The organism is Lactobacillus ultunensis DSM 16047, from assembly GCF_001436305.1.
GTDB classification, from domain to species: domain Bacteria; phylum Bacillota; class Bacilli; order Lactobacillales; family Lactobacillaceae; genus Lactobacillus; species Lactobacillus ultunensis.
In genome coordinates, this window is the sequence record NZ_AZFO01000002.1 from 88,191 (window position 1) to 108,234 (window position 20,044).

Annotated in this window: 21 protein-coding genes; 4 read left to right on the top strand and 17 right to left on the bottom strand. The window is 35.1% G+C overall.

Annotated elements, in window-relative coordinates; translation table 11 throughout:
• Positions 1 to 184: 184 nt before the first annotated feature.
• The 4 genes from FC57_RS01085 to FC57_RS11465 all read left to right on the top strand — a co-directional run bounded on the left by FC57_RS01085 (position 185) and on the right by FC57_RS11465 (position 3,090).
• On the top strand, positions 185 to 406 hold the full coding sequence (locus tag FC57_RS01085) for a DNA-dependent RNA polymerase subunit epsilon (protein WP_007125411.1): 222 nt from the start codon (positions 185 to 187) through the stop codon (positions 404 to 406).
• 6 nt (positions 407 to 412) lie between these two features.
• The gene (rnjA, locus tag FC57_RS01090; protein ID WP_007125410.1) at positions 413 to 2,092 is read left to right on the top strand and encodes a ribonuclease J1; all 1,680 of its coding nucleotides are present in this window, start codon (positions 413 to 415) and stop codon (positions 2,090 to 2,092) included.
• A gap of 51 nt (positions 2,093 to 2,143) precedes the next feature.
• Positions 2,144 to 2,575 carry an acylglycerol kinase family protein gene (locus FC57_RS11460; protein WP_007125409.1) on the top strand — a complete coding sequence of 144 codons (432 nt, stop codon included), beginning with the start codon at positions 2,144 to 2,146 and terminating at the stop codon, positions 2,573 to 2,575.
• Between the two features lie 80 nt (positions 2,576 to 2,655).
• Positions 2,656 to 3,090 carry a diacylglycerol/lipid kinase family protein gene (locus FC57_RS11465; RefSeq protein ID WP_007125408.1) on the top strand — a complete coding sequence of 145 codons (435 nt, stop codon included), beginning with the start codon at positions 2,656 to 2,658 and terminating at the stop codon, positions 3,088 to 3,090.
• Positions 3,091 to 3,331: 241 nt separating this feature from the next.
• Here FC57_RS11465 and FC57_RS01105 read toward each other — a convergent pair whose 3' ends face one another.
• The 17 genes from FC57_RS01105 to ftsZ all read right to left on the bottom strand — a co-directional run bounded on the left by FC57_RS01105 (position 3,332) and on the right by ftsZ (position 20,042).
• Positions 3,332 to 4,975 carry a nuclease-related domain-containing protein gene (locus FC57_RS01105; protein ID WP_007125406.1) on the bottom strand — a complete coding sequence of 548 codons (1,644 nt, stop codon included), beginning with the start codon at positions 4,973 to 4,975 and terminating at the stop codon, positions 3,332 to 3,334.
• A gap of 105 nt (positions 4,976 to 5,080) precedes the next feature.
• Positions 5,081 to 7,444, bottom strand: coding sequence for an SF1B family DNA helicase RecD2 (recD2, locus tag FC57_RS01110; protein ID WP_007125405.1), 2,364 nt, complete (start codon positions 7,442 to 7,444; stop codon positions 5,081 to 5,083).
• The gene (locus FC57_RS01115) at positions 7,444 to 8,088 is read right to left on the bottom strand and encodes a tetratricopeptide repeat protein (RefSeq protein ID WP_007125404.1); all 645 of its coding nucleotides are present in this window, start codon (positions 8,086 to 8,088) and stop codon (positions 7,444 to 7,446) included. The genes recD2 and FC57_RS01115 overlap by 1 nt, the downstream gene beginning before the upstream one ends.
• Positions 8,088 to 8,747: a histidine phosphatase family protein gene (locus FC57_RS01120; RefSeq protein ID WP_007125403.1), complete on the bottom strand. Its 660-nt coding sequence runs from the start codon at positions 8,745 to 8,747 to the stop codon at positions 8,088 to 8,090. The genes FC57_RS01115 and FC57_RS01120 overlap by 1 nt, the downstream gene beginning before the upstream one ends.
• Before the next feature lie 93 nt (positions 8,748 to 8,840).
• Positions 8,841 to 9,968, bottom strand: a complete 1,128-nt coding sequence (mnmA, locus tag FC57_RS01125; protein ID WP_007125402.1) for a tRNA 2-thiouridine(34) synthase MnmA — start codon at positions 9,966 to 9,968, stop codon at positions 8,841 to 8,843.
• 7 nt (positions 9,969 to 9,975) lie between these two features.
• Positions 9,976 to 10,317, bottom strand: coding sequence for a DUF1831 domain-containing protein (locus FC57_RS01130; protein ID WP_007125401.1), 342 nt, complete (start codon positions 10,315 to 10,317; stop codon positions 9,976 to 9,978).
• Positions 10,318 to 10,364: 47 nt separating this feature from the next.
• Positions 10,365 to 11,522, bottom strand: a complete 1,158-nt coding sequence (locus FC57_RS01135) for a cysteine desulfurase family protein (RefSeq protein WP_007125400.1) — start codon at positions 11,520 to 11,522, stop codon at positions 10,365 to 10,367.
• 2 nt (positions 11,523 to 11,524) lie between these two features.
• Positions 11,525 to 12,220, bottom strand: a complete 696-nt coding sequence (locus FC57_RS01140; protein WP_040529372.1) for a 5'-methylthioadenosine/adenosylhomocysteine nucleosidase — start codon at positions 12,218 to 12,220, stop codon at positions 11,525 to 11,527.
• Between the two features lie 18 nt (positions 12,221 to 12,238).
• Entirely contained in the window at positions 12,239 to 12,553 is a 315-nt protein-coding gene (locus tag FC57_RS01145; protein ID WP_007125398.1) for a hypothetical protein, read from the bottom strand.
• Positions 12,554 to 12,555: 2 nt separating this feature from the next.
• Entirely contained in the window at positions 12,556 to 13,125 is a 570-nt protein-coding gene (locus FC57_RS01150) for an NUDIX hydrolase (RefSeq protein ID WP_007125397.1), read from the bottom strand.
• 18 nt (positions 13,126 to 13,143) lie between these two features.
• Positions 13,144 to 13,347, bottom strand: coding sequence for a cold-shock protein (locus tag FC57_RS01155; RefSeq protein ID WP_007125396.1), 204 nt, complete (start codon positions 13,345 to 13,347; stop codon positions 13,144 to 13,146).
• A complete protein-coding gene (ileS, locus tag FC57_RS01160) occupies positions 13,347 to 16,130 on the bottom strand; it encodes an isoleucine--tRNA ligase (protein ID WP_040529371.1) in 2,784 nt (927 codons plus the stop codon). The genes FC57_RS01155 and ileS overlap by 1 nt, the downstream gene beginning before the upstream one ends.
• A gap of 222 nt (positions 16,131 to 16,352) precedes the next feature.
• Positions 16,353 to 17,177, bottom strand: a complete 825-nt coding sequence (locus FC57_RS01165) for a DivIVA domain-containing protein (RefSeq protein ID WP_007125394.1) — start codon at positions 17,175 to 17,177, stop codon at positions 16,353 to 16,355.
• Complete coding sequence (locus tag FC57_RS01170) at positions 17,153 to 17,953, bottom strand: YlmH family RNA-binding protein (RefSeq protein ID WP_007125393.1); 801 nt, start codon at positions 17,951 to 17,953, stop codon at positions 17,153 to 17,155. Before FC57_RS01170 ends, FC57_RS01165 begins: the two co-directional genes overlap by 25 nt.
• Positions 17,953 to 18,255, bottom strand: coding sequence for a YggT family protein (locus FC57_RS01175; protein ID WP_007125392.1), 303 nt, complete (start codon positions 18,253 to 18,255; stop codon positions 17,953 to 17,955). The genes FC57_RS01170 and FC57_RS01175 overlap by 1 nt, the downstream gene beginning before the upstream one ends.
• Positions 18,255 to 18,686: a cell division protein SepF gene (locus FC57_RS01180; protein ID WP_007125391.1), complete on the bottom strand. Its 432-nt coding sequence runs from the start codon at positions 18,684 to 18,686 to the stop codon at positions 18,255 to 18,257. The genes FC57_RS01175 and FC57_RS01180 overlap by 1 nt, the downstream gene beginning before the upstream one ends.
• 21 nt (positions 18,687 to 18,707) lie before the next feature.
• A complete protein-coding gene (gene ftsZ / locus FC57_RS01185; RefSeq protein WP_007125390.1) occupies positions 18,708 to 20,042 on the bottom strand; it encodes a cell division protein FtsZ in 1,335 nt (444 codons plus the stop codon).
• Positions 20,043 to 20,044 lie beyond the last annotated feature (2 nt).

A 20,044-nucleotide genomic window follows, 5' to 3' on the forward strand; every position in this document is an offset into this window, starting at 1 on the left:
TCATAATACAATTTACGTTATTTTATGTCAATGATATTCTTAATTTTTTCAAAAGAATTTAAGGAACGGAGTAATTAAACATATTTATATACTTAGCTTTATAAATATGATAAAATTTTTAATAGCTATTGAGTAATTTTTGCTCTAAATTGAACGTTTATACATTAATTAAGGAGAATCATTTATGATTTACAAAGTTTTGTATCAAAAAGACAAGATTGTCAATCCACGTAGAGAAACTACACAAACTCTTTACATGGAAGCTGACAACATGGTCGAAGCAAGAAGTACGGTTGAGGACAATACCCCCTACAACATTGAACTCATCCAAGAATTAACCGGCAATTCTTTAACTTACGAAAAAGAACACGCTGACTTTAAGTTAACAAAGTTCGATAAGAAGTAATAAAGAGTGCGAATTAAAAATAATGAAGTAGCCGTTTATGCAATCGGGGGTTTGCATGAAATCGGTAAAAATATGTATTGTGTGCAGTATCAGGATGAAATCATCATCATGGACTGTGGTATTAAATTCCCCGAAGACGATTTATTAGGTATTAACTATGTTATTTCAGACTATTCTTACCTAATCAAAAATCGTAAGAAAATCAAAGCTTTAGTAGTCAGTCACGGACATGAAGACCATATTGGTGGTATTCCATTTTTATTGGAAAAGATTCCTGAAATTCCGGTTTATGCGACTCCATTTGCCTTGTCATTAATTAAAGGTAAATTGGAAGAACACGGAATTCTAAAAACGACTGAATTGCATGAAGAACATGAGGATACTGTTCTAAAGTTTAAGAAACTTTCAGTTACTTTCTTTAGAACTACCCACTCCATTCCTGATACATTAGGTATTGCCGTGCATACACCATTAGGCGCTGTAGTATTCACCGGGGATTTCAAATTTGACTTAACTCCTGTAATGAATCAACCTGCACCAGACTTTCAAAGAATGGCTAAATTAGGCAATGAAGGCGTACTTGCACTTCTTTCAGATTCCACTAACGCAGAAGTTACCCAGTTTACTAAATCTGAAAGATTCGTAGCTAAGTCATTACATAATATTATTACTGGAATTCATGGTCGTATTATTTTTGCCACGTTTGCTTCCAACCTTTACCGTGTATCAACTGCTATTCAAGCTGCTATTGATACCGGAAGAAAAGTTGCTATCTTTGGTCGAAGCATGGAAAACGGTGTCGACAATGGTATTGACTTAGGTTATCTAAATGTGCCTAAAGATTTAATTGTTGATGCTGACGAAATTAATAAGTTACCACCTGAAAAAGTAATGATTTTGTGTACTGGCTCACAAGGTGAACCATTAGCTGCCTTATCAAGAATTGCTAATGGTACACATAGACAAATCACTTTACAGCCAGGCGACACGGTTATTTTCTCTTCTAACCCAATTCCAGGAAATACATTAAGCGTTAACCATCTGATCAATAAATTGATGGAAGGTGGAGCTAATGTAATTCATGGCCGAGTAAATAATGTTCACACTTCTGGACATGGTGGTCAAGAAGAACTGAAAATGATGGTTCGTTTAACCAAACCAAAGTATATGATTCCTGTTCACGGTGAATACAGAATGCAGGTTATTCACACTCAACTTGCTCAACAAGCTGGTGTCCCTGCTGAAAATACTTTTGTATTATCTAATGGTGAAGTTGTCTGCTTTGGACCAAAGGGTGCCAGAATTGCTGGCCATATTCCAGCTGGTGACGTCTATGTTGATACTTCTGGTACAGCAGATGTTGGTAATGTTGTTGTCCATGATCGACAAATTCTTTCTGAAGAAGGGCTTGTTGTTGCAGTTGCTACTGTTGACTACAAGCATAAGCGTGTATTAGCAGGACCAGACATTCTAAGTCGTGGTTTTGTTTATATGCGTGAATCAACAGAATTAATCAGTCAAGCTCAGAAACATGTTTACCATGTTCTCCGTAACGAAATGGCAAAATCAGATAAGCCTAAAGAAAATGATATAAAGAAAGCTATCACAGAGAACTTGTCTGACTTCCTTTATTCAAAGACTGAAAGACGACCAATGATTTTACCAATCATAATCGAAAAGAAATAAACATCGCAAGATCCCTTCGGGGATCTTTTATTTTGAATAACAATATTATTTATGAATAAAAATATCAAAGTTCATTTATTGGTTAATGAAGTTGCCGGTAATGGTAAAGCTGTTAAAGCCGATAAGGCTATCTTAAACATATTAAAAGAAAAAGAAATTCCCTTCGATCAACAAAAAAGTCACTACCCTAGTGAATTAACCATACTTGCCAAAAGATATGCTGATGCTTCTATTCCAAAGAATAATTTCTTAATTGTAATTGGCGGTGATGGTTCATTTAACGAAGCATTGAACGGTATTAAGCAATCAGCTAATCCTGAAACTCCTATTACTTATCTACCAGCAGGTACAGGTGATGATTTTGTCCGTGGTGTGGGACTAACTGATGATCCTAAGCAATTAATTGATCATTTACTTACGTCTCCTCAACTCGAATGTGTTGATTGTGGCTATTTTTGTTCGAATATTCCCGGTAAAAAATAGGTTACTTTGTTAATAATTTTGGAATTGGCTTTGATGCATTAATTGTTCATCAAAGCAATCATGAACAATTAAAAAAGAAAATGAACCATTTAAATTCTGGTAACCTAATTTATGGTTTAAACGTGATTAAGGCGTTGGCGAGACAAGATACCTTTGCTGTCACCGTAAAGACACAAAATAAAACCGTTCATTACGGTGATGCTTATTTTGCTGCCACAACTAACCATCCTTATTTTGGTGGTGGCTTTGTCATCCTACCAAAAGCTAATATTTTCAGTCATGAGCTTGATACAATAATTGTTGAAAAGCCATCTCTAAGTAAATTTATCTTTCTTTTTACTAAACTACTGAAGAACGGATCTCACGTGAATGCACCTCAATTTCATTATGTGGAAGCACAAGAGATTCATATCGAAACTAAAAAGCCTAAATTTGCACAAATTGATGGTGAAGATATTGAAGCGCAAAAATATCAAATTAACTTTAGAATTGATCACTTTAATTTATTGAAATAATTAAGAGCTTGAGAAAAATCTTACAGTAAATTTCTCCAAGCTCTTTTTTGTAAAATCATTTTCTTTTCTGATAAAGGTCTTTTATAAGATATATTACTATTACAATAATCCAAACTACAGAGATTCTAATTCCCCATTTATCATTAACATATAACATCCAGATAAGTAAAAGGATCCAAAAAATTAACAACCCGAAAAATTTAGATTTAAAAATATTTTTCAAATGAAACTTCATCCTTTTTTATACCTCATCTAAAATGTCTTTTTGTACTTGATGCTGTTGATAATAATTATCTGCATCCCTAAAATCATAAACCTGACTATAAAATTTTTTCCAATAAAGATAGTTTTGATACTGTTTTTGCCAGCGACGAGCATCATTTAAATAGCTAGCAAGCAATTCATTAATATGTCCTATTCGCTTTATTATTTGATTGGCATGATACAGTTGCTCATCAACCTTCTGCTCATTTAAGTCCATGTCATCTTCAAATAGTAATACATTTTCGTTAAAAGTTTTTTCTTCTTCCAATGCATCATTATTAGTCAGTTCTTCTCTAACCGCTTCAATTTCTTCCGAATGTAATCCAATATTATTTTTTGCTTTAACCAATATGGATTGAACATCAGCAAGTTGACCAACTTCTATACCCATTCTTTGATAACGCTCTGTTTTTTCAAGTGAAAAATCAGTCATATTTCTATCAATAAAAACAACTACATTACGAATCAATTGGTCAATACTAGGAACTCTTTTCAGAAGATTAATAATTATAGGGTTATTACTCTTCTCTAAAACATATTTGATACTCTCTTTATGCTTAGCTACTTGATCTGCAATGTCATCATAATCAGTTAAAGCATCATAACAACCCTTTTGACTAGTGCGTGCTTTAGTTTCAATACAGAAAATGCCACTAGAAGCCAATACCAAATGATCAATTTGATTACTCCCAAGACTATTTTGTTTCTCATATGGATATGGCAAAATCAGATTATGTATTAATTCCTTACCAAACTGAACTTCTCGAATCTTTCGATTAACCAATTCTTCAGCTGCAGCACCAGCTAATAAATTACTAAGGTGATGCAAATCTCGATTAGTTAAAATATCCATTGGACGTAAATACTTAATTTTACCTAGATGTAAATCATTCATCCGCTGTTGAAAATTCTTAACAGTTTTATTATAGGTTTTAAAGCCTGAATTTATTGCACTGATACGAATTACATTACGAGAATGAAGCGCTCTACGAATATCTCGTTTTTTCGTTAAATCTAGTTTTTCCGCCTTTACAATTGAATGGATCGCCTTTGTGTCCGTTATTGGTTTTCGTTTAACCCACTCTCTTTGATAATAAGCATGATTTTCCACTTCATTAGCATACTGTTTAAGATCATTTTCAATGGGTAGTATTTCATCTTTGCCCTGTTTGACCATTGAACTGTAGTACTGAAACTTGCTTTTTATCTGAGATAATTCAGTTATCGTTTCTTTTTCATTTTGATAAAATTCTGTTTTTTTATTTTGAGCATCCCAATTTGTCTTACGTAAATAATGTCCATCTTGAGGTCCAAATTGTACAAACTCTGCTACTGTTCGATCAAGATTATATTTTATCAAAAAATGACAGTGTCCACGACTATCAAAAATTCTACGTTTAATAAAACCTGGACGAACAAATTCAACTATCTGAAACTTTAATTCTTTTCTATTTGGGAAACGATATGGTAATCTTTTCCCAGCTATTTTCTCTATTTTATTCAATTCTTCTTTATCTATATCACTAAGTTCTACTTTTTTCATCTTATTTTTTATTTTAATCGATCGAAAAAAATAATAGGTTATGAGACCTATTGTAATCGTTATAATCGTAATATTCATGTTAAATCACTATTTTAATTAAGAACGTATGTTTAAACAGACTTAATTATATCACGATTTTGTATAATCGAAAAGCCCCATGATTAGCTAATCATGGGGTCTTTTTTATAATTTGATATTTTCCATTCCAATCATTGGATCAATCTCTCCTGAATAAATTTTCTCAGGAGTTAAAATATAATCTTCCGTTTCTTTTTTAGTAGATTTTTCTGTTTTTTCTTCTTTTACTTGTTTCTTAACTTGCTCAGACTTATTTTCTTCAAGCTCAATACCTAATTGCTTACAAATCTTATCCGCTAGATCAGTCTTACGATCATTACCAGGTGTCTTAAAAGCTGCTACAAAAGCACGAGGATCACCCACAAGCACTAAATTCTTCTCTGCCCGCGTTACAGCTGTATACAGGAGATTTCGCTTAAGCATTACATAGTTTTGCATAGTTAAGTTCAAAACTACTAGAGGGAATTCTGAGCCTTGAGACTTGTGAATAGTAATTGCATATGCTCGTGTCAGATCATTCAAATCTTTACGATCAAAAGTGACTTCTCTTCCATCAAAATTGGCTACCATACATTCTTTAGATTTATCTTCATCAATACTCATAATTTTGCCAATCTGACCATTATAAATATCTTTTTCTGGATTATTCTGTAACTGTAAAATTCTATCACCAATTCGGAAAATTTCGTTGTGAGCTTCTAAAGATTTAGAATGCTCTTTAGCTGGATTCATAATCTCTTGAATAATATCATTCAGATTATTTACTCCACCATTTCCATGATACATGGCACCTAAAACTTGAATATCATCTTTAGCAAAACCACGCTTGAGAGCTAAAGTAACAATTTGACCGACTGCATCTCCGACTAATTCTGGTCGGCAACTAATAAACGAATAATTCTTTGTTCGTTTGAACAAAGCCTGCTCATTTTTACCTTCATTAATATCATGAGCCAAAGTGATAATTGTAGAATCATCACCTTGTCTATGAATCTGTTTCAAGATAGTAGTAGGGAATGCACGCGACTTAATTAAATCACTAAAAACATTTCCCGCTCCTACAGATGGGAGCTGATCTTTATCACCTACAAAAACAATATGTCGAACTTGATTAATACTGGATAATAATTGTTTAAACAAGAACATATCAACCATCGACATTTCATCGATAATCAAAATTTCTCCGTTCAACTCATTTAATTCTTCGGTACCTGTATCACCAATACCTAGTCCTAACATGCGATGAATTGTTTTAGCGCTAATACCAGTTACTTCACTCATCCTCTTAGCAGCTCTACCAGTAGGAGCAGCCAAAAGAAATGGTGGATCTTCACTATATAGTGCAGAAGCTGGAATTTCAGCTAATTTTCTTAAAGCTAGCAAGATTCCGTTAATGATAGTTGTTTTACCTGTACCAGGCCCCCCTGTCAAAATAGAAATCGGATGATTCAATGCATTCTTTATTGCAAGTTTCTGTGTATCATCATATTTGATCTCTAATTCTTTTTCGGCATCTCGGATAGCTTCAGCTACATCATCATCGCCATATTGTTCATCTTCTTGTTGCTTTCTAGTTTCTACCAAATATTTCATTGATCGAGCTATATCCTGCTCAGTTTTAAAAATATTTTGTAAAGAAACTTTGTCGCCATCAACAACAATTTTTCCTTGTTGACACAAGTTAATCACGCAGTTAGCAATTGGATCAAACTGATTTATTTGTAATAATTTGCTAGCTTCAGTCAACAATTCTGGCGATTTTACGTAAGTATTGCCGTCACCATTCAAGGCATCCAACAAAACTTGATAAATTGCTCCATTAATTCGCCGAGGATCGTCAACTTTAATATCTAATTGCTTTCCCATAATGTCAGCCGTTTTAAAGCCAAAACCAGCAACATCATTTACAGTAGCATAAGGATCCTTTTCTAATTTTTTTAAACTATCACCATGATAAAGTTGATATACTTTACCAGCAATACGTTTATTAATACCATACTGTGCCAATTTCAAAACAATTTCTGAATACGAATCCATCGCATTCAAGCCGGACAATAAACTGTCCTTCTGCTTACTTGATAACGACAATGTATCAATCTTTGCTGGATTTTCTTTCAAAACATCTAACGCATTTAATCCCAGTTCGTCAATTATCGTATTAGCTGCTTTTTTACCAATACCTGGAAATTTATTTGAACTTAAGTATTTAGTGAGTGAGCCTTCCTCATGAGGTAAAACCTGCTTGTAGCTACTTGCTCTAAACTGCAAGCCAAACTTCTCATGCATGACAAGTTTTCCCTCAAAACGATAACTTGACTCAATTTGAATATCACCAAAATTACCGGTCACTTTAATTTCATCACGTGAATAGTTTTCCAGTGAGCCAATAATTTCTACATCTAAAATCTTATATAAATCCTTGTCGTTCTCGAAAACGATCCCGTTAACCTTACCGGTAAATTCGACCATTACTTTTTCTTTTCCTTATCATTTAGCATTTTCATAATCGACGCATATTGATTCATTGCTCGCTTATAATATTTTTCATCCATTTGTTTAGCTTTTGCAAAATACTGTTCAGCTTGCACGCGATCTGCTTCTAATGTGGACACACCAAGTAAGAAATAGACCTTTGCTGTACGTTTTATTTCTGGGATTGCTAAATACATTTGTCGTGCCTGACGAGATTCTCCCAAGCTCATCCAAATATCACCTAAAAGTTCTTGTACACGCTCATCTACTTTTTTTATAGTCAAAGCATACGCTAATGCCTTTTGACTTCGCCCTAATTTTAAATAAGTGAGTGCCTTTTGATAAAGCGTCAAATCATCATTAGGTATTTGATCCAGCAAAGCAAGTGCCTTATCAAAATCCCCTTGCATGTAATAACAAACTGACAAATTATAACTCAATTCTTGTGGTTTCTTAACCAAATGCTGAGCTTGCTCTAATAACTTCTGTGCCTGATCAGCACTACCTTGCTCAATCAAATAAGTCGATAATTGCAAATAGTTTTCAACATTTTGCGGTTTTTGATCAATTTTTTTAATCAATTGATGAATAGCATCATTTACCTTGCCATCATCATAGAGTTCTGCAATTTTTTTATCCATTACAATGAATCCGTCTTTGATAATTTTCTGCCCAAATAGCTAGTTTCATTCCAAACTACAGGCTTAAAGGTCTTGCCACCATCTTTTGTTTCTAATACCGTTAAACTAGTATTGCTTAAGCCACCATTTTTACGGATATCTTTCAAAGGATAACCTAAAAGTCCACCCATAATGGCTGATAATGCAGCACCGTGACTAACTGCCAAGACTTTGTCATCGTCATCAGGAAATCTTTTAGCCATTTCCATGGCAAACGACTTGCCTCGTGCAATTACATGCTTATAATCTTCACCATGAAGTTCAGTTGGATCATATTTGTCAGGGTGATGCCAGAAGTTATTCATTTGTTCAGGATACTTCTTTTCTGCATCCGCAAACTTCATTCCTTCCATGTCTCCTAAATTGAATTCACGCAAGCGTTCATCAATTACTACAGGAAGGTTGGCATTCATTGCATCATCAATACCTTGTGCAGTATTAAATGCTCGATCCAATGGACTCGCAAAAATACCTCTAAACTTAGTTCCTCTCAGATGTTCACCTAACTTCTTAATATCCTTCTTACTTTGTGGTAAAAGTGGAGAATCTCCATGTTCACCTTGAAAACGGCTAGCTAAATTCCATTCAGTTTTGCCATGACGAACAAAATAAATTTGCATTTTTATCTCTCCCCGAAATCTCTAATCATTATAAATAGTTTAACACAAAGAAAAAGACGTTCGAGAACTCGAACGCCTTTTTAGGTTTTATTTTTAAACTAATTGTAATTGTTTATCTTCTTGGTAAGCAGCATCAATATTACCGCCACCGAGACATTCTTCACCATTGTATAAAACAAGTGCTTGGCCTGGAGTAACAGCACGTGCTGGTTCATCAAAATATACATCTGCAGTGTTATCAGCTGCATGATATTTAACAGTTACACCAATATCACATTGACGATAACGGAATTTAGCACTGCAATGCATTTCAAAGTCATGATCAGGTTGTCCAGTAAAGAAAGACATATCACTAGCTTTTAGATGACTAGCGTAAAGAAGGGGACTATCATAACCCTGTTCAACGATCAATTCGTTCTTCTTCAAGTCCTTACCTACTACAAACCATGGATCTGTTGATTCCTTGGTTGAACCTAGGCCTAGACCTTGTCTTTGACCAATAGTGTAATACATTAAACCGGCATGTTCTCCTACAACTTTACCATCAGGAGTAACCATCTTGCCTGATTTAGCTGGTAAGAACTCACTCAAAAACTTTCTAAAGTTTCTTTCACCAATAAAACAAATTCCAGTAGAATCCTTTTTCTTAGCCGTAGCTAAACCATTAGCTAAGGCAATTTCTCTCACTTGTGGTTTAGTTAAATTAGCTAATGGGAAAATTACCTTTTGGATTTGATCTTGACTTAATTGGCTTAAAAAGTAAGTTTGATCCTTGTTACCGTCCTTCGGACGCATCATATGCACAATACCATTTTTATCTTTGACTGTTTTAGCATAGTGACCCATTGCAATATAATCAGCATCAAGATCCATAGCAAAGTCCAAGAAAGATTTAAACTTAATTTGACTATTGCACATTACATCAGGATTAGGGGTTCTACCCTTTTTATATTCATTTAAGAAATATTCAAAAACGCGGTGCCAGTATTCCTTTTCAAAATTAATTGAATAATATGGAATACCTATTTTATCAGCAACTTTTTTTACATCTTCATAGTCTTCAGTAGCAGTACAAACGCCAGCATCGTCAGTGTCATCCCAGTTTTTCATGAAAACACCAACTACATCATAGCCTTGCTGTTTGAGTAAGAGAGCTGAAACTGATGAATCAACACCACCACTCATTCCAACAACTACTCTAGTCTTACTATTGTCAACCATTATTCAATCAATCCTTTACTTGCTGCAAAATCTTGCGCTCCTCAAGATCCTTCAAAATATAATTTAAAAGATCAACTGTTGAAGCTAATTGCTTGTTTTTAAAAATATTAACTTTTTGCAAACCACTGCGATCAGTAACAACCATAGTTAAATGAGATAATTCTTTGTTAATTGTCATCTTTAACTTAGTTGGAGCATTGTAAGGAGAATCATTATAAAGGGGATGTTCATAAGTAAAATTCCCTTTCACACTCTTTACAAAACCAGCATCAATTAAAGCATAAAGCTTTAAATCGGGGCTCAACGTAAATTTACGCTTATCACCATTAATCACAACTGTATTTGCCATAATTGTCCTCGCTTATTTATAATAAGTTACTTTCTTTTTAAAAGCAACTATTTATTTCTAGATTGAATTCTTTGTACAATTTTTACTAATTCTTGTGCAAACGCCTTAACTTCATCAACAGTATTATACCGACCAAATGAAATTCTAATCGACTCATTAATTCGTGGTGAATCAGCACCAAAACATGCAATTAAAACATGAGAAGGTTCTAGAGAACCAGCTGTACATGCAGATCCACCAGAAACTGCAAAACCATTCAAATCAAGGTTGGTCTGCAAAGAAGTAGTTGATACACCATTCAAACGTAAGTTTAACACATGATGAGAATAACCTTCACCATGTCCACCATTAATTTCGTACTTAATATGATGATCATCAAGTTCTTTTAAAATGATATTTTGAAAGCGCTCATATTTTTCTTGTAATGCTTGATGACCAATCTCTGAAAGTTCCTTAACAGCTTCACCGAAGCCAGCAATTCCAGGTACATTTTCAGTACCAGCACGACGTTTAGTCTCCTGTTCTCCACCCAATACTAGACTAGGAAGATTAATTGCGGAATTTTCATACAAAAAGCCTAAAAACTTAGGTCCATTTATTTTATGGGCTGACACAGAAAGCAAATCAATATTCATTTTCTTAACATCAACATCAATTGTTCCCATCCCCTGGACATCATCAACATGAAAGTAAGCATTACTGCTCTTTACTAAAGCGCCAATTTTTTCCAAGGGCATAATTGAACCCACTTCATTATTAACTGCCATAACGGAAACTAAAATAGTATCTGGTGTCAATTCTTGTTTTAATTGATCTAATGAAATATGACCTGTTTCATCGACATCAAGATATACAACATCGTACCCTTCATTTTCAAGACGTTTCATTGGATTTAAAACTGAAGGATGCTCAATTTTAGTGGTAATAATTTTCTTACCAATGTTTTTTCGACTATAAGCCGTACCAAAAATAGCAGTATTATTACTTTCAGAACCACCTGACGTAAAAATGATTTCACTATCTTTGGCATTAATATTTTCAGCAATTTGATGACGAGCCTGGTCAATCACGTTTCTTGCTTTGCGTCCCAATGCATAGGTACTTGATGCATTACCAAAATCATTTTTCATCTCATCAGTAATAACATCTACTACCTTTGGTGACATTGGGGTAGTTGCAGCATTATCTAAATAAATCTCGCGCACGTTTAATTCATCTTTTCTAAGTAATCACAAATCAACTTCGCTGCCTTGGCGCCAACCTTTTTGACGAAGACATCAAAATCTTCGCTAGCACTGCCATCACCATTATCAGAAATAGCACGCACGGCAACCAATGGCTTCTTAAATGCATGAGCTACTTGAGCAAATGCGGCACCTTCCATTTCAGCACATAGTGCATCTGGAAAGTTTTTCTTAATTTCTTCTTTTTGTTCATTTGAAGCAATAAATGAATCACCAGTAACTACTAAGCCTTCACGAAAAGCAACATTTTGCTTCTTCAAATATTCAGCGAATGCAGCATGTTCTGGTGAATCAAGTGCAAACTTAGCTGGTTGTTGTGGGATTTGACCTTCTACATAGTCACCTGCAGCAGTGTTATGCGCATCATAGTAAGAAAAAGCATTAGGCAATACCAAGTCTTCCTGATGAACATCTTTGGCTAACGCACCAGCAGAACCTGTCATAAAAATAACGTCAATATCGACATTACTTAATAAACTAGCTAAATTCATAGCTGCCTGAACTTTACCAATACCACTTAAACCTAAGTAAACATCATTTCCGTTAACAGAAAAATGTTCGAATTCTGTTGATCCGAACATTTCTTTCTTTTCTGAATGGAAATGATTACGATAAAATTCAGCTTCTTCAGCCATTGGAACAATAATCGCAATCTTCATCTTTATCCTCATTTCCAATTACAAGTGAAATAGTGCTAATAGCACTAAAATAATCAGAACAAACACTATCAGAATAGCACGATTCAATCTTTTTTTCAGTCTTAAAGCCTTATCTTCACGCACTTGTTCTTTATTAATAGGTTGTTCTTGCTGATAGAATTCTTGTCCATCTCCAACTAAAGGACGTCTTCGATTATCAGAATCAGATTTGTCCTTGCGAAAGTCAGGATTGACATCGACTTCTTCTGAGTCATTATTTGAAAAAGCAGATTTCACCTTACCAAGTAAGCTTTTTTTCTGTCTTTTTCGATAATCAGAACGTTTTTCTGCCATAGTTATTCTTGATTGTCATTTTTTGCACTGCGCAACATCATATTTTCCCAAACAGTGATGGCGTAAATGGTTTTGGCATCGACAATCTTTCCCTCAGCCAATAAATTCTTCAATTCATCTAAACTGTACCAATCTGAAGTTAAAAATTCATCTTCATCTAGTGATCTCTTATCAGTTAATTTGGTCAAAGTATCACAATAGAAAAGGTACATTTTTTCATCACAAAAACCAGGGGAAGAGTAAAATTCACTTACCTTTTCCCAGTAATCTGCTCTATAGCCGCCCTCTTCATTCAATTCACGCTTCATTGCATCAAGCGGACTGGCATCCGTGGGATCAATTAAACCAGCAGGAATTTCTAAAGTTAACTGTTTAATTGGTTCACGCCATTGCTTAACCAAAAGCATTTTTTGTTCATCGTTAATAGCAATCACGCCAGAAGCTGGTCGATGATTAATTACTTCCCTAGTAGCCGTTTCACCGTTAGGAAGCTTAATGGTACGAACAGACAGGTTTAAAATGCGTCCTTGAAAAATCTGTTGTGATGAGATTTCTGTTTCTTTTAAATCCACTAAGTCTCATCCTCCTTCTTAGGCTAAATAAACATTAACACATTGAAGGCCGTTCTTACCCTGAGCTAACTGATATTTAACTCGATCGCCAACTCGTAGCGTTTTATAGCCTTCTTCTTTAATAGCTTTGTAGAAGACAAAGTATGATTTATGATTTTGATCATCTTCAATAAAACCATAACTGCTGCCTTCATCAAATTGTTTAACGGTACCTAAACGCATTATTTATCTAATCCTTCTTGAACGGCTTCAGGGAAATCAGCTTCAACAATCTTAGCACAACGACCACAAAGCATTGGCAACTTAGGATCTTCACCAATATCTGTTCTGATCATTCTACAACGAGGACAAACTTCACCTTCTGCATGTTCAACAACAATGCTTGCATTATTTAATTTTTCAGCATTTTCAGGAGCTTCACCTTCTGCAATAGTCAATTTAGATACAATCAAAATTTGTCTGAAGTCTGCATCCAAGTCATCAAGCATTGCTTTAGTTTCCTTATCTGGATAAATAGTTACAGCAGCTTCAAATGACTTACCAATCAACTTCTTGTTTCTTGCATCTTCCAAAGCCTTCAAAACATCATCACGTAACTTCATAAACTTACTCCAGTTTTCAAGAAGTTCATCACGGTTAGCGTAATCTTCCACCTTTGGCATATTAGCAAGTTGAACGTAATCTTCAGGTTCCTTTAAGAAGCCCCAAATTTCTTCCATAGTATGTGGCAAAATTGGTGTCAATACCTTATCCAACTTAACTGCAGCATCGTAAATAACGGTTTGCATTGAGCGACGAGCATGACTATCTTTACTTTCGATATAAAGAACATCTTTAGCAAAATCAAGGTAAAATGCTGAAAGGTCATTTGAAATAAAGTTGAAGACTTTCTTAAAGACAGTAGTGAAGTCAAACTTGTCATAAGCTGCAAGGCAGTCCTTAACCAAATCATTCAATTTAACTTCCACATATTGATCAACTGAACGAAGGTCATTATAAGCAACGCGATTTTCCTTTGGATCAAAATCAGAAGTATTAGCCAACATGTAACGGAAAGTATTTCTGATCTTTCTGTAGCTTTCTGCTGATTGTTGCAAAATTCCCATAGATACAGCAACATCTGAAGTAGTGTCAGCTTGTGCAACCCAAAGTCTGATGATTTCAGCACCCATACGCTTAATAACGTCATTTGGTGAGATGACATTGCCAAGAGACTTGGACATCTTGTGACCCTTATCATCCAATACGAAACCTTGTGACAACACTTCTTTATAAGGTGCCTTACCAGTTACAGCAACTGAAGTAATCAAACTTGAGTTGAACCAGCCACGGTACTGGTCACTACCTTCAAGGTAAAGGTCAGCTGGATATTGTAAACCATCACGTTTTTCCATTACGCCTGACCAAGATGAACCAGAATCAAACCAAACATCCAGGATATCCTTTTCCTTAGTAAATTCACCGTTTGGTGAGTGTTCTGAAGTAAAGCCGTCTGGCAATAATTCCTTAGCAGTGTGAGTGTACCAAGCGTTTGAACCTTCTTTTTCAAAGATCTTAGCAATATGATCAATAGTTTCTGGAGTAACGATTGGAGTACCATCTTCAGCGTAGAAAATTGGAAGCGGAACACCCCATGCACGTTGACGAGAAATTACCCAGTCGCTACGATCCTTGATCATGTTGTAAAGACGAGTTTTACCCCATGAAGGGATGAAACTAGCTTTATTAATTTGATCAAGAATTTGATCTCTGAACTTATCAATTGAAGCAAACCATTGAGTAGTTGCTCTGAAGATAACAGGTTTCTTCGTACGCCAATCATGTGGGTATGAGTGAGTGAAGACCTTAAGTTTAAGCAATGCACCTGCATCCTTAAGCTTTTGAATCATCAATTTATCTACATCTTGATAGAACATACCTTTAAGCTCAGGCACTTCATCAGTATAACAACCATGTGCATCTACCGGACTAAAGATTGGCAAATGATACTTTTGACCAACATTAAAGTCGTCTTCACCAAAACCAGGAGCGGTATGAACCAAACCAGTACCATCATCTAAAGTTACGTGGAAACCTTCAATTACCAAACTATCCTTATCATAAATTGGATGCTTAGCTTTCATGTATTCCATGTCTTTACCCTTGACAGTTTGTACAACCTTGTAATCATCCCAGCCAATTTCTTCAGCAACTTTATCAAGTAAGCCAGTAGCTACAACATATCTCTTATCGCCTACTTGAACGACTGAGTAATCAAACTTAGGATTAACACAAATAGCTTCGTTAGCTGGAATAGTCCAAGGAGTAGTAGTCCAAATTACAAAGTAAGTATCCTTAGGATCAATGATGCCCTTGCCATCAGTAACTGGAAATGCTACGAAAATTGAATTAGCTTCAACGTCCTTGTATTCAACTTCTGCTTCTGCCAAAGTTGATTCACTTGACCATGACCAGTAAACAGGCTTCTTACCCTTGTAAATGTAACCTTTCTTGTACATTTCACCGAAGACGCGAATTTCTTGTGCTTCAAAGTCATGTTGCAAAGTAATGTATGGATGATCCCAATCAGCCATGACCCCTAAGCGTTTGAAGTCTTTCATTTGCTTTTGAATTTGTTCTTCAGCATATTGACGACAAAGTTCACGGTATTTGGCACGATCCATTGTTTTACGGTCGACGCCCTTCTTAGCAAGTTGTTGTTCAACTGGAAGGCCGTGAGTATCCCAACCAGGTACATAAGGAGCATAGTAGCCACTCATGTTCTTATAACGAACAATAATATCCTTAGAAATCTTGTTCAAAGCGTGACCCATGTGAATATTACCATTAGCAAATGGAGGACCATCGTGTAAGTCAAAACGAGGATGACCTTCGTTTAACTTTAATCTTTGTTCATATAAGTCATTTTCTTCCCATTCTTTTTGCCATTCAGCTTCACGAACAGGTAAATTACCGCGCATCTTAAACTTAGTTTTGCCTAAATTCAGAGTATCTTTGATTCTCATTAACATATTCCTTTCTAAAAAAGAAAACCTCGTCCCAAATTAGGACGAGGTTAACCGTGGTACCACCTAAATTGAACTCCAAAGAGTTCCACTTATTTTGCGTAACGTGCAAAAAGCGTTTAGATCTATCTGGCAGCTGATCAACCTTCCAGCTCTTATGTTAGTCTCACACCATCACTAACTCGCTGTATTGCTTTCGAGTTTTACTGTCAATCTAATTCTCTATTTTTTATAATCATCCGGAAAGACAATCATTGGACCTAATTTATTATCATTATCAGGCTTCAAATTGATTGTCTCATGACTAGGACTATCACCAGTCATTGGCTTAGGTTTAGAGTCATTTTGATCATCATCAGAATCATCTGGTGGATCTAAACTTAAGTCATCGGACTCTTGAGAAGAGTTTACGTCATTTTCATCGTCGTTGTCAACATCTTCATCATCTAAAGCTGCCTCGCGAGCAAATTCTTCTTCTTGAGTTTCTGGACCAGCATCAATTGGTTCAGCACCATCACCTGGATAAAAACGTTGTAAATGGAAATATTCATCAAGTGCATGCTGCCATTGATCATCGTTTAAATTATCAATTTCTTCTTGTAACATGGCTTGCATGTGACTACGGAACTCACTAATTTGCTTCTTTAAACGCTTATAGTCTTTAGAAATTGTATTCTTTTGTTGTTTTTGATAATCAGTATCTGTTTCTGCTTGTCTCTTAGCATTAACTAGAATACTCTTAGCTTCTTCTTCTGCCTTTTCTTTCATTTCGTCAGAAGTTTGTTGAGCAGAAATAAGTGATTCTTTCAGTGATTTCTTCTTATCATTATATTCATCAACTTGTATCTGTAGATTCTTAATCTGATCTTTGAGAGATACGACTTCATTTTTAAGATCAACTACTTGATCTAATGCATCACCATAGTCATCAACAATATCATCTAAAAAACTATCAACTTCATAGCGATCATATCCATTGCGACCTCGACGCTTAAATTCCTTATTATGAATATCCATCGGGGTTAATTGTATTTTTTTGTCTGCCAAAGTTTAAGCACCACCTTATACTTACCTTTTCTTGTAGCAGAAACATCTTCAATCAAAATTCGACCAAAATGTCTCAAACTCAAGACATCATTCTCTTTTACCATTATATTAGAATCTGCTATATCATGCCAATTTAATTTGACCAAATGACTAGTAATCATCTTTTGAATCTGACCACGACTTTGTTTACTGATACCAGATAAAATTGCATCAATTCTCATTGATGCCATGATTTCAGTTCTTTCGACAGAGTCATCTTCAGGTATTAATATTTCTTTAAAAGTAATCGGCTTTAGCTTAACTTGCGCTTTACCGATACGGGTTATTTGTTCTTCAAAAAATTCTGTTAATTCTTTTTTAGCTAAGAATTGCCATTTACCTTTACCATCAGTAAGAATATCACCGAAAGTATCTGTATTGATACCTGAATTAGCTAATGTACCCAAAATTGCACTATGATTTATTTGCATAAATTTTTGCGGATATTCAATTTCATAAGGCTGAATTTGATAATCGCTTGGTCGTAAACTCAACCATTCCTCACTTAGATAAACTCGTTTTTTCTCCGCATTAGGATAACCGCCGTATTCCTGAGTAAAAGCGTCATTTCCAACTATCGTTTTTAAAATTGCCCTTTTACCAGGATCCAAAAAATCGGTCAAAATTAGTTCATGCTTAAAAATTAGCTGATTAAAAAGACCAGTAAAATAGTCAATTACTGGTCTTTCTTCCTGATTAAAATGTGGGTAAAACTTACTTGCTTGTCTGCGTTCCATCAACCTACTAACCTCAACAAAGTATTAAAAATCCAAATTAAGATGTAGTTCTGTACAAAGTACAAAATAAACAAGCCAATTATTGGAGAAACATCAATTCCCGTTGAATTAGCGAAACTAGCAAATGGACCTCTTCTAAATAGATTCAAGTATGGATTTACAATTTTATCCAAAAAGCGACCAACGACAGAATTACTCAATATTGGTAACCAACTCATAATTGCGTCAATTACAATGAATAAACTGTAAAGCCATAAAATCCAAGTAAGAACTAAATAAATTATATGTAATATATTAACCATTAACTTAAATTATCTTTCTTATCCACTAAGTCGCTAATCTTCCCATCAGTAACAAACTTTGGTGGAGTTGCCAAAAAGATCTTGTCACCAATACGTTGAATTTCACCATTTAAAGCATAAACAGTACCTGTAATAAAATCAACAATCCTTCGAGCAGAACTATCTTCCATTCTACTAAAGTTAATCACAACAGCTTTATTATTCAATAAATTCTGTGCAACATCTTTAGCATCAGAATATACTCTTGGCTCATATAGAACAATTTTACTTTTAGATGAGTTCAAACCGGATTTGATTGAAACGACATTATCACGATTAATAGAATTCAGCGGTATATCGTCACGATCTTCTTTATCCTGAGTAGGATACTCATCATTTGATAAATCATCATTAGAAATACCAAAAAATCTACCTAATTTGTCAAAAGCCATCTACACCTACCCCCCTAAAAATTAGTTTTCATCGCGATGCTTGAAGAATGGAATGTTACTATTGTCATCATCATCTTGTGCACTAGTCTCAATCTGAGAAATATTATCTTCTGTTTCATTACTAAAAGTATCATAATCTTCATGATTATTCTGAGGTTCAGCTTCTTGAGTATTTCTTCTTTGATTATCTTGACTATTATTCAATCCCCAAACACTAGTTGGATCAACAATAGTTTGCTTTGATTTATTAACTTTTTTTTCAGTTACATCATTTATAGGTTGCGAACGATGATTTTCAGGTTGTACAATTTTATTTTTAATGAATTTAGCTTTCTTCTTAGGTTGAGCCTTGATTTGGCGACTACGTCCAGGCAATTGTTTAGAAGCAGCTTCTTCAGCTTCTGAATCAATACCAGTAGCAATGACAGTAACAACTACTTCATCACCTAAATTAGGGTTGATTGAAGTACCAAAAATAATGTTTACATCATCACCAGCAGCTTTAGATACAATTTCAGAAGCATCTTGAGCTTCAAACAAAGTTAAATCAGGACCACCGGTAATATTAAGTAATACTTGTTTAGCACCATTAATCGAAACCTCAAGAAGCGGTGACGAAATAGCGAGTTTAGTCGCTTCAACAGTTCTATTTTCACCACTAGCACGACCAATGCCCATTAAAGCAGCGCCTTGATTTTCCATGACTGTTTTTACGTCAGCGAAGTCTAAATTCACATAGTCAGTCGATGTAATCAAATCAGAAATACCTTGCACACCCTGCTTTAAAACATTATCAGCTTCTTTGAAAGCATCCATCATAGGGGTCTTCTTATCTACCATTTCAAGTAAACGATTGTTAGCAATAATAACTAGAGTATCAACATATTGCTTTAACTGAGTAATCCCTTCTGCTGCATTCTTTGTCCGCCTAGGACCTTCAAAACTAAATGGTCTTGTAACAACACCAACAGTCAATGCACCTGTTTCACGAGCAATCTTTGCTATAACTGGTGCAGCTCCAGTACCTGTACCACCACCCATACCGGCGGTAATAAAAATCATATCTGCTCCTTTAAGTGCATCTTCAATTGTTTGTTCACTTTCTTCAGCAGCCTTTTGACCAACCTCAGGATGTGAACCAGCACCTAAACCGCGTGTCAATTTAGGTCCCAATTGAATCTTATTTTCAGCTTTATTACTATTCAAAGCCTGCACATCAGTATTAGCCGCAATAAAGGAAACACCTTGTACACCATCATCAATCATCCGGTTAACAGCATTTCCCCCAGCACCGCCAACACCAATAACTTTGATGACCGCATTTTTATTATCATCAGATTCAAATGTAAAATCCATTA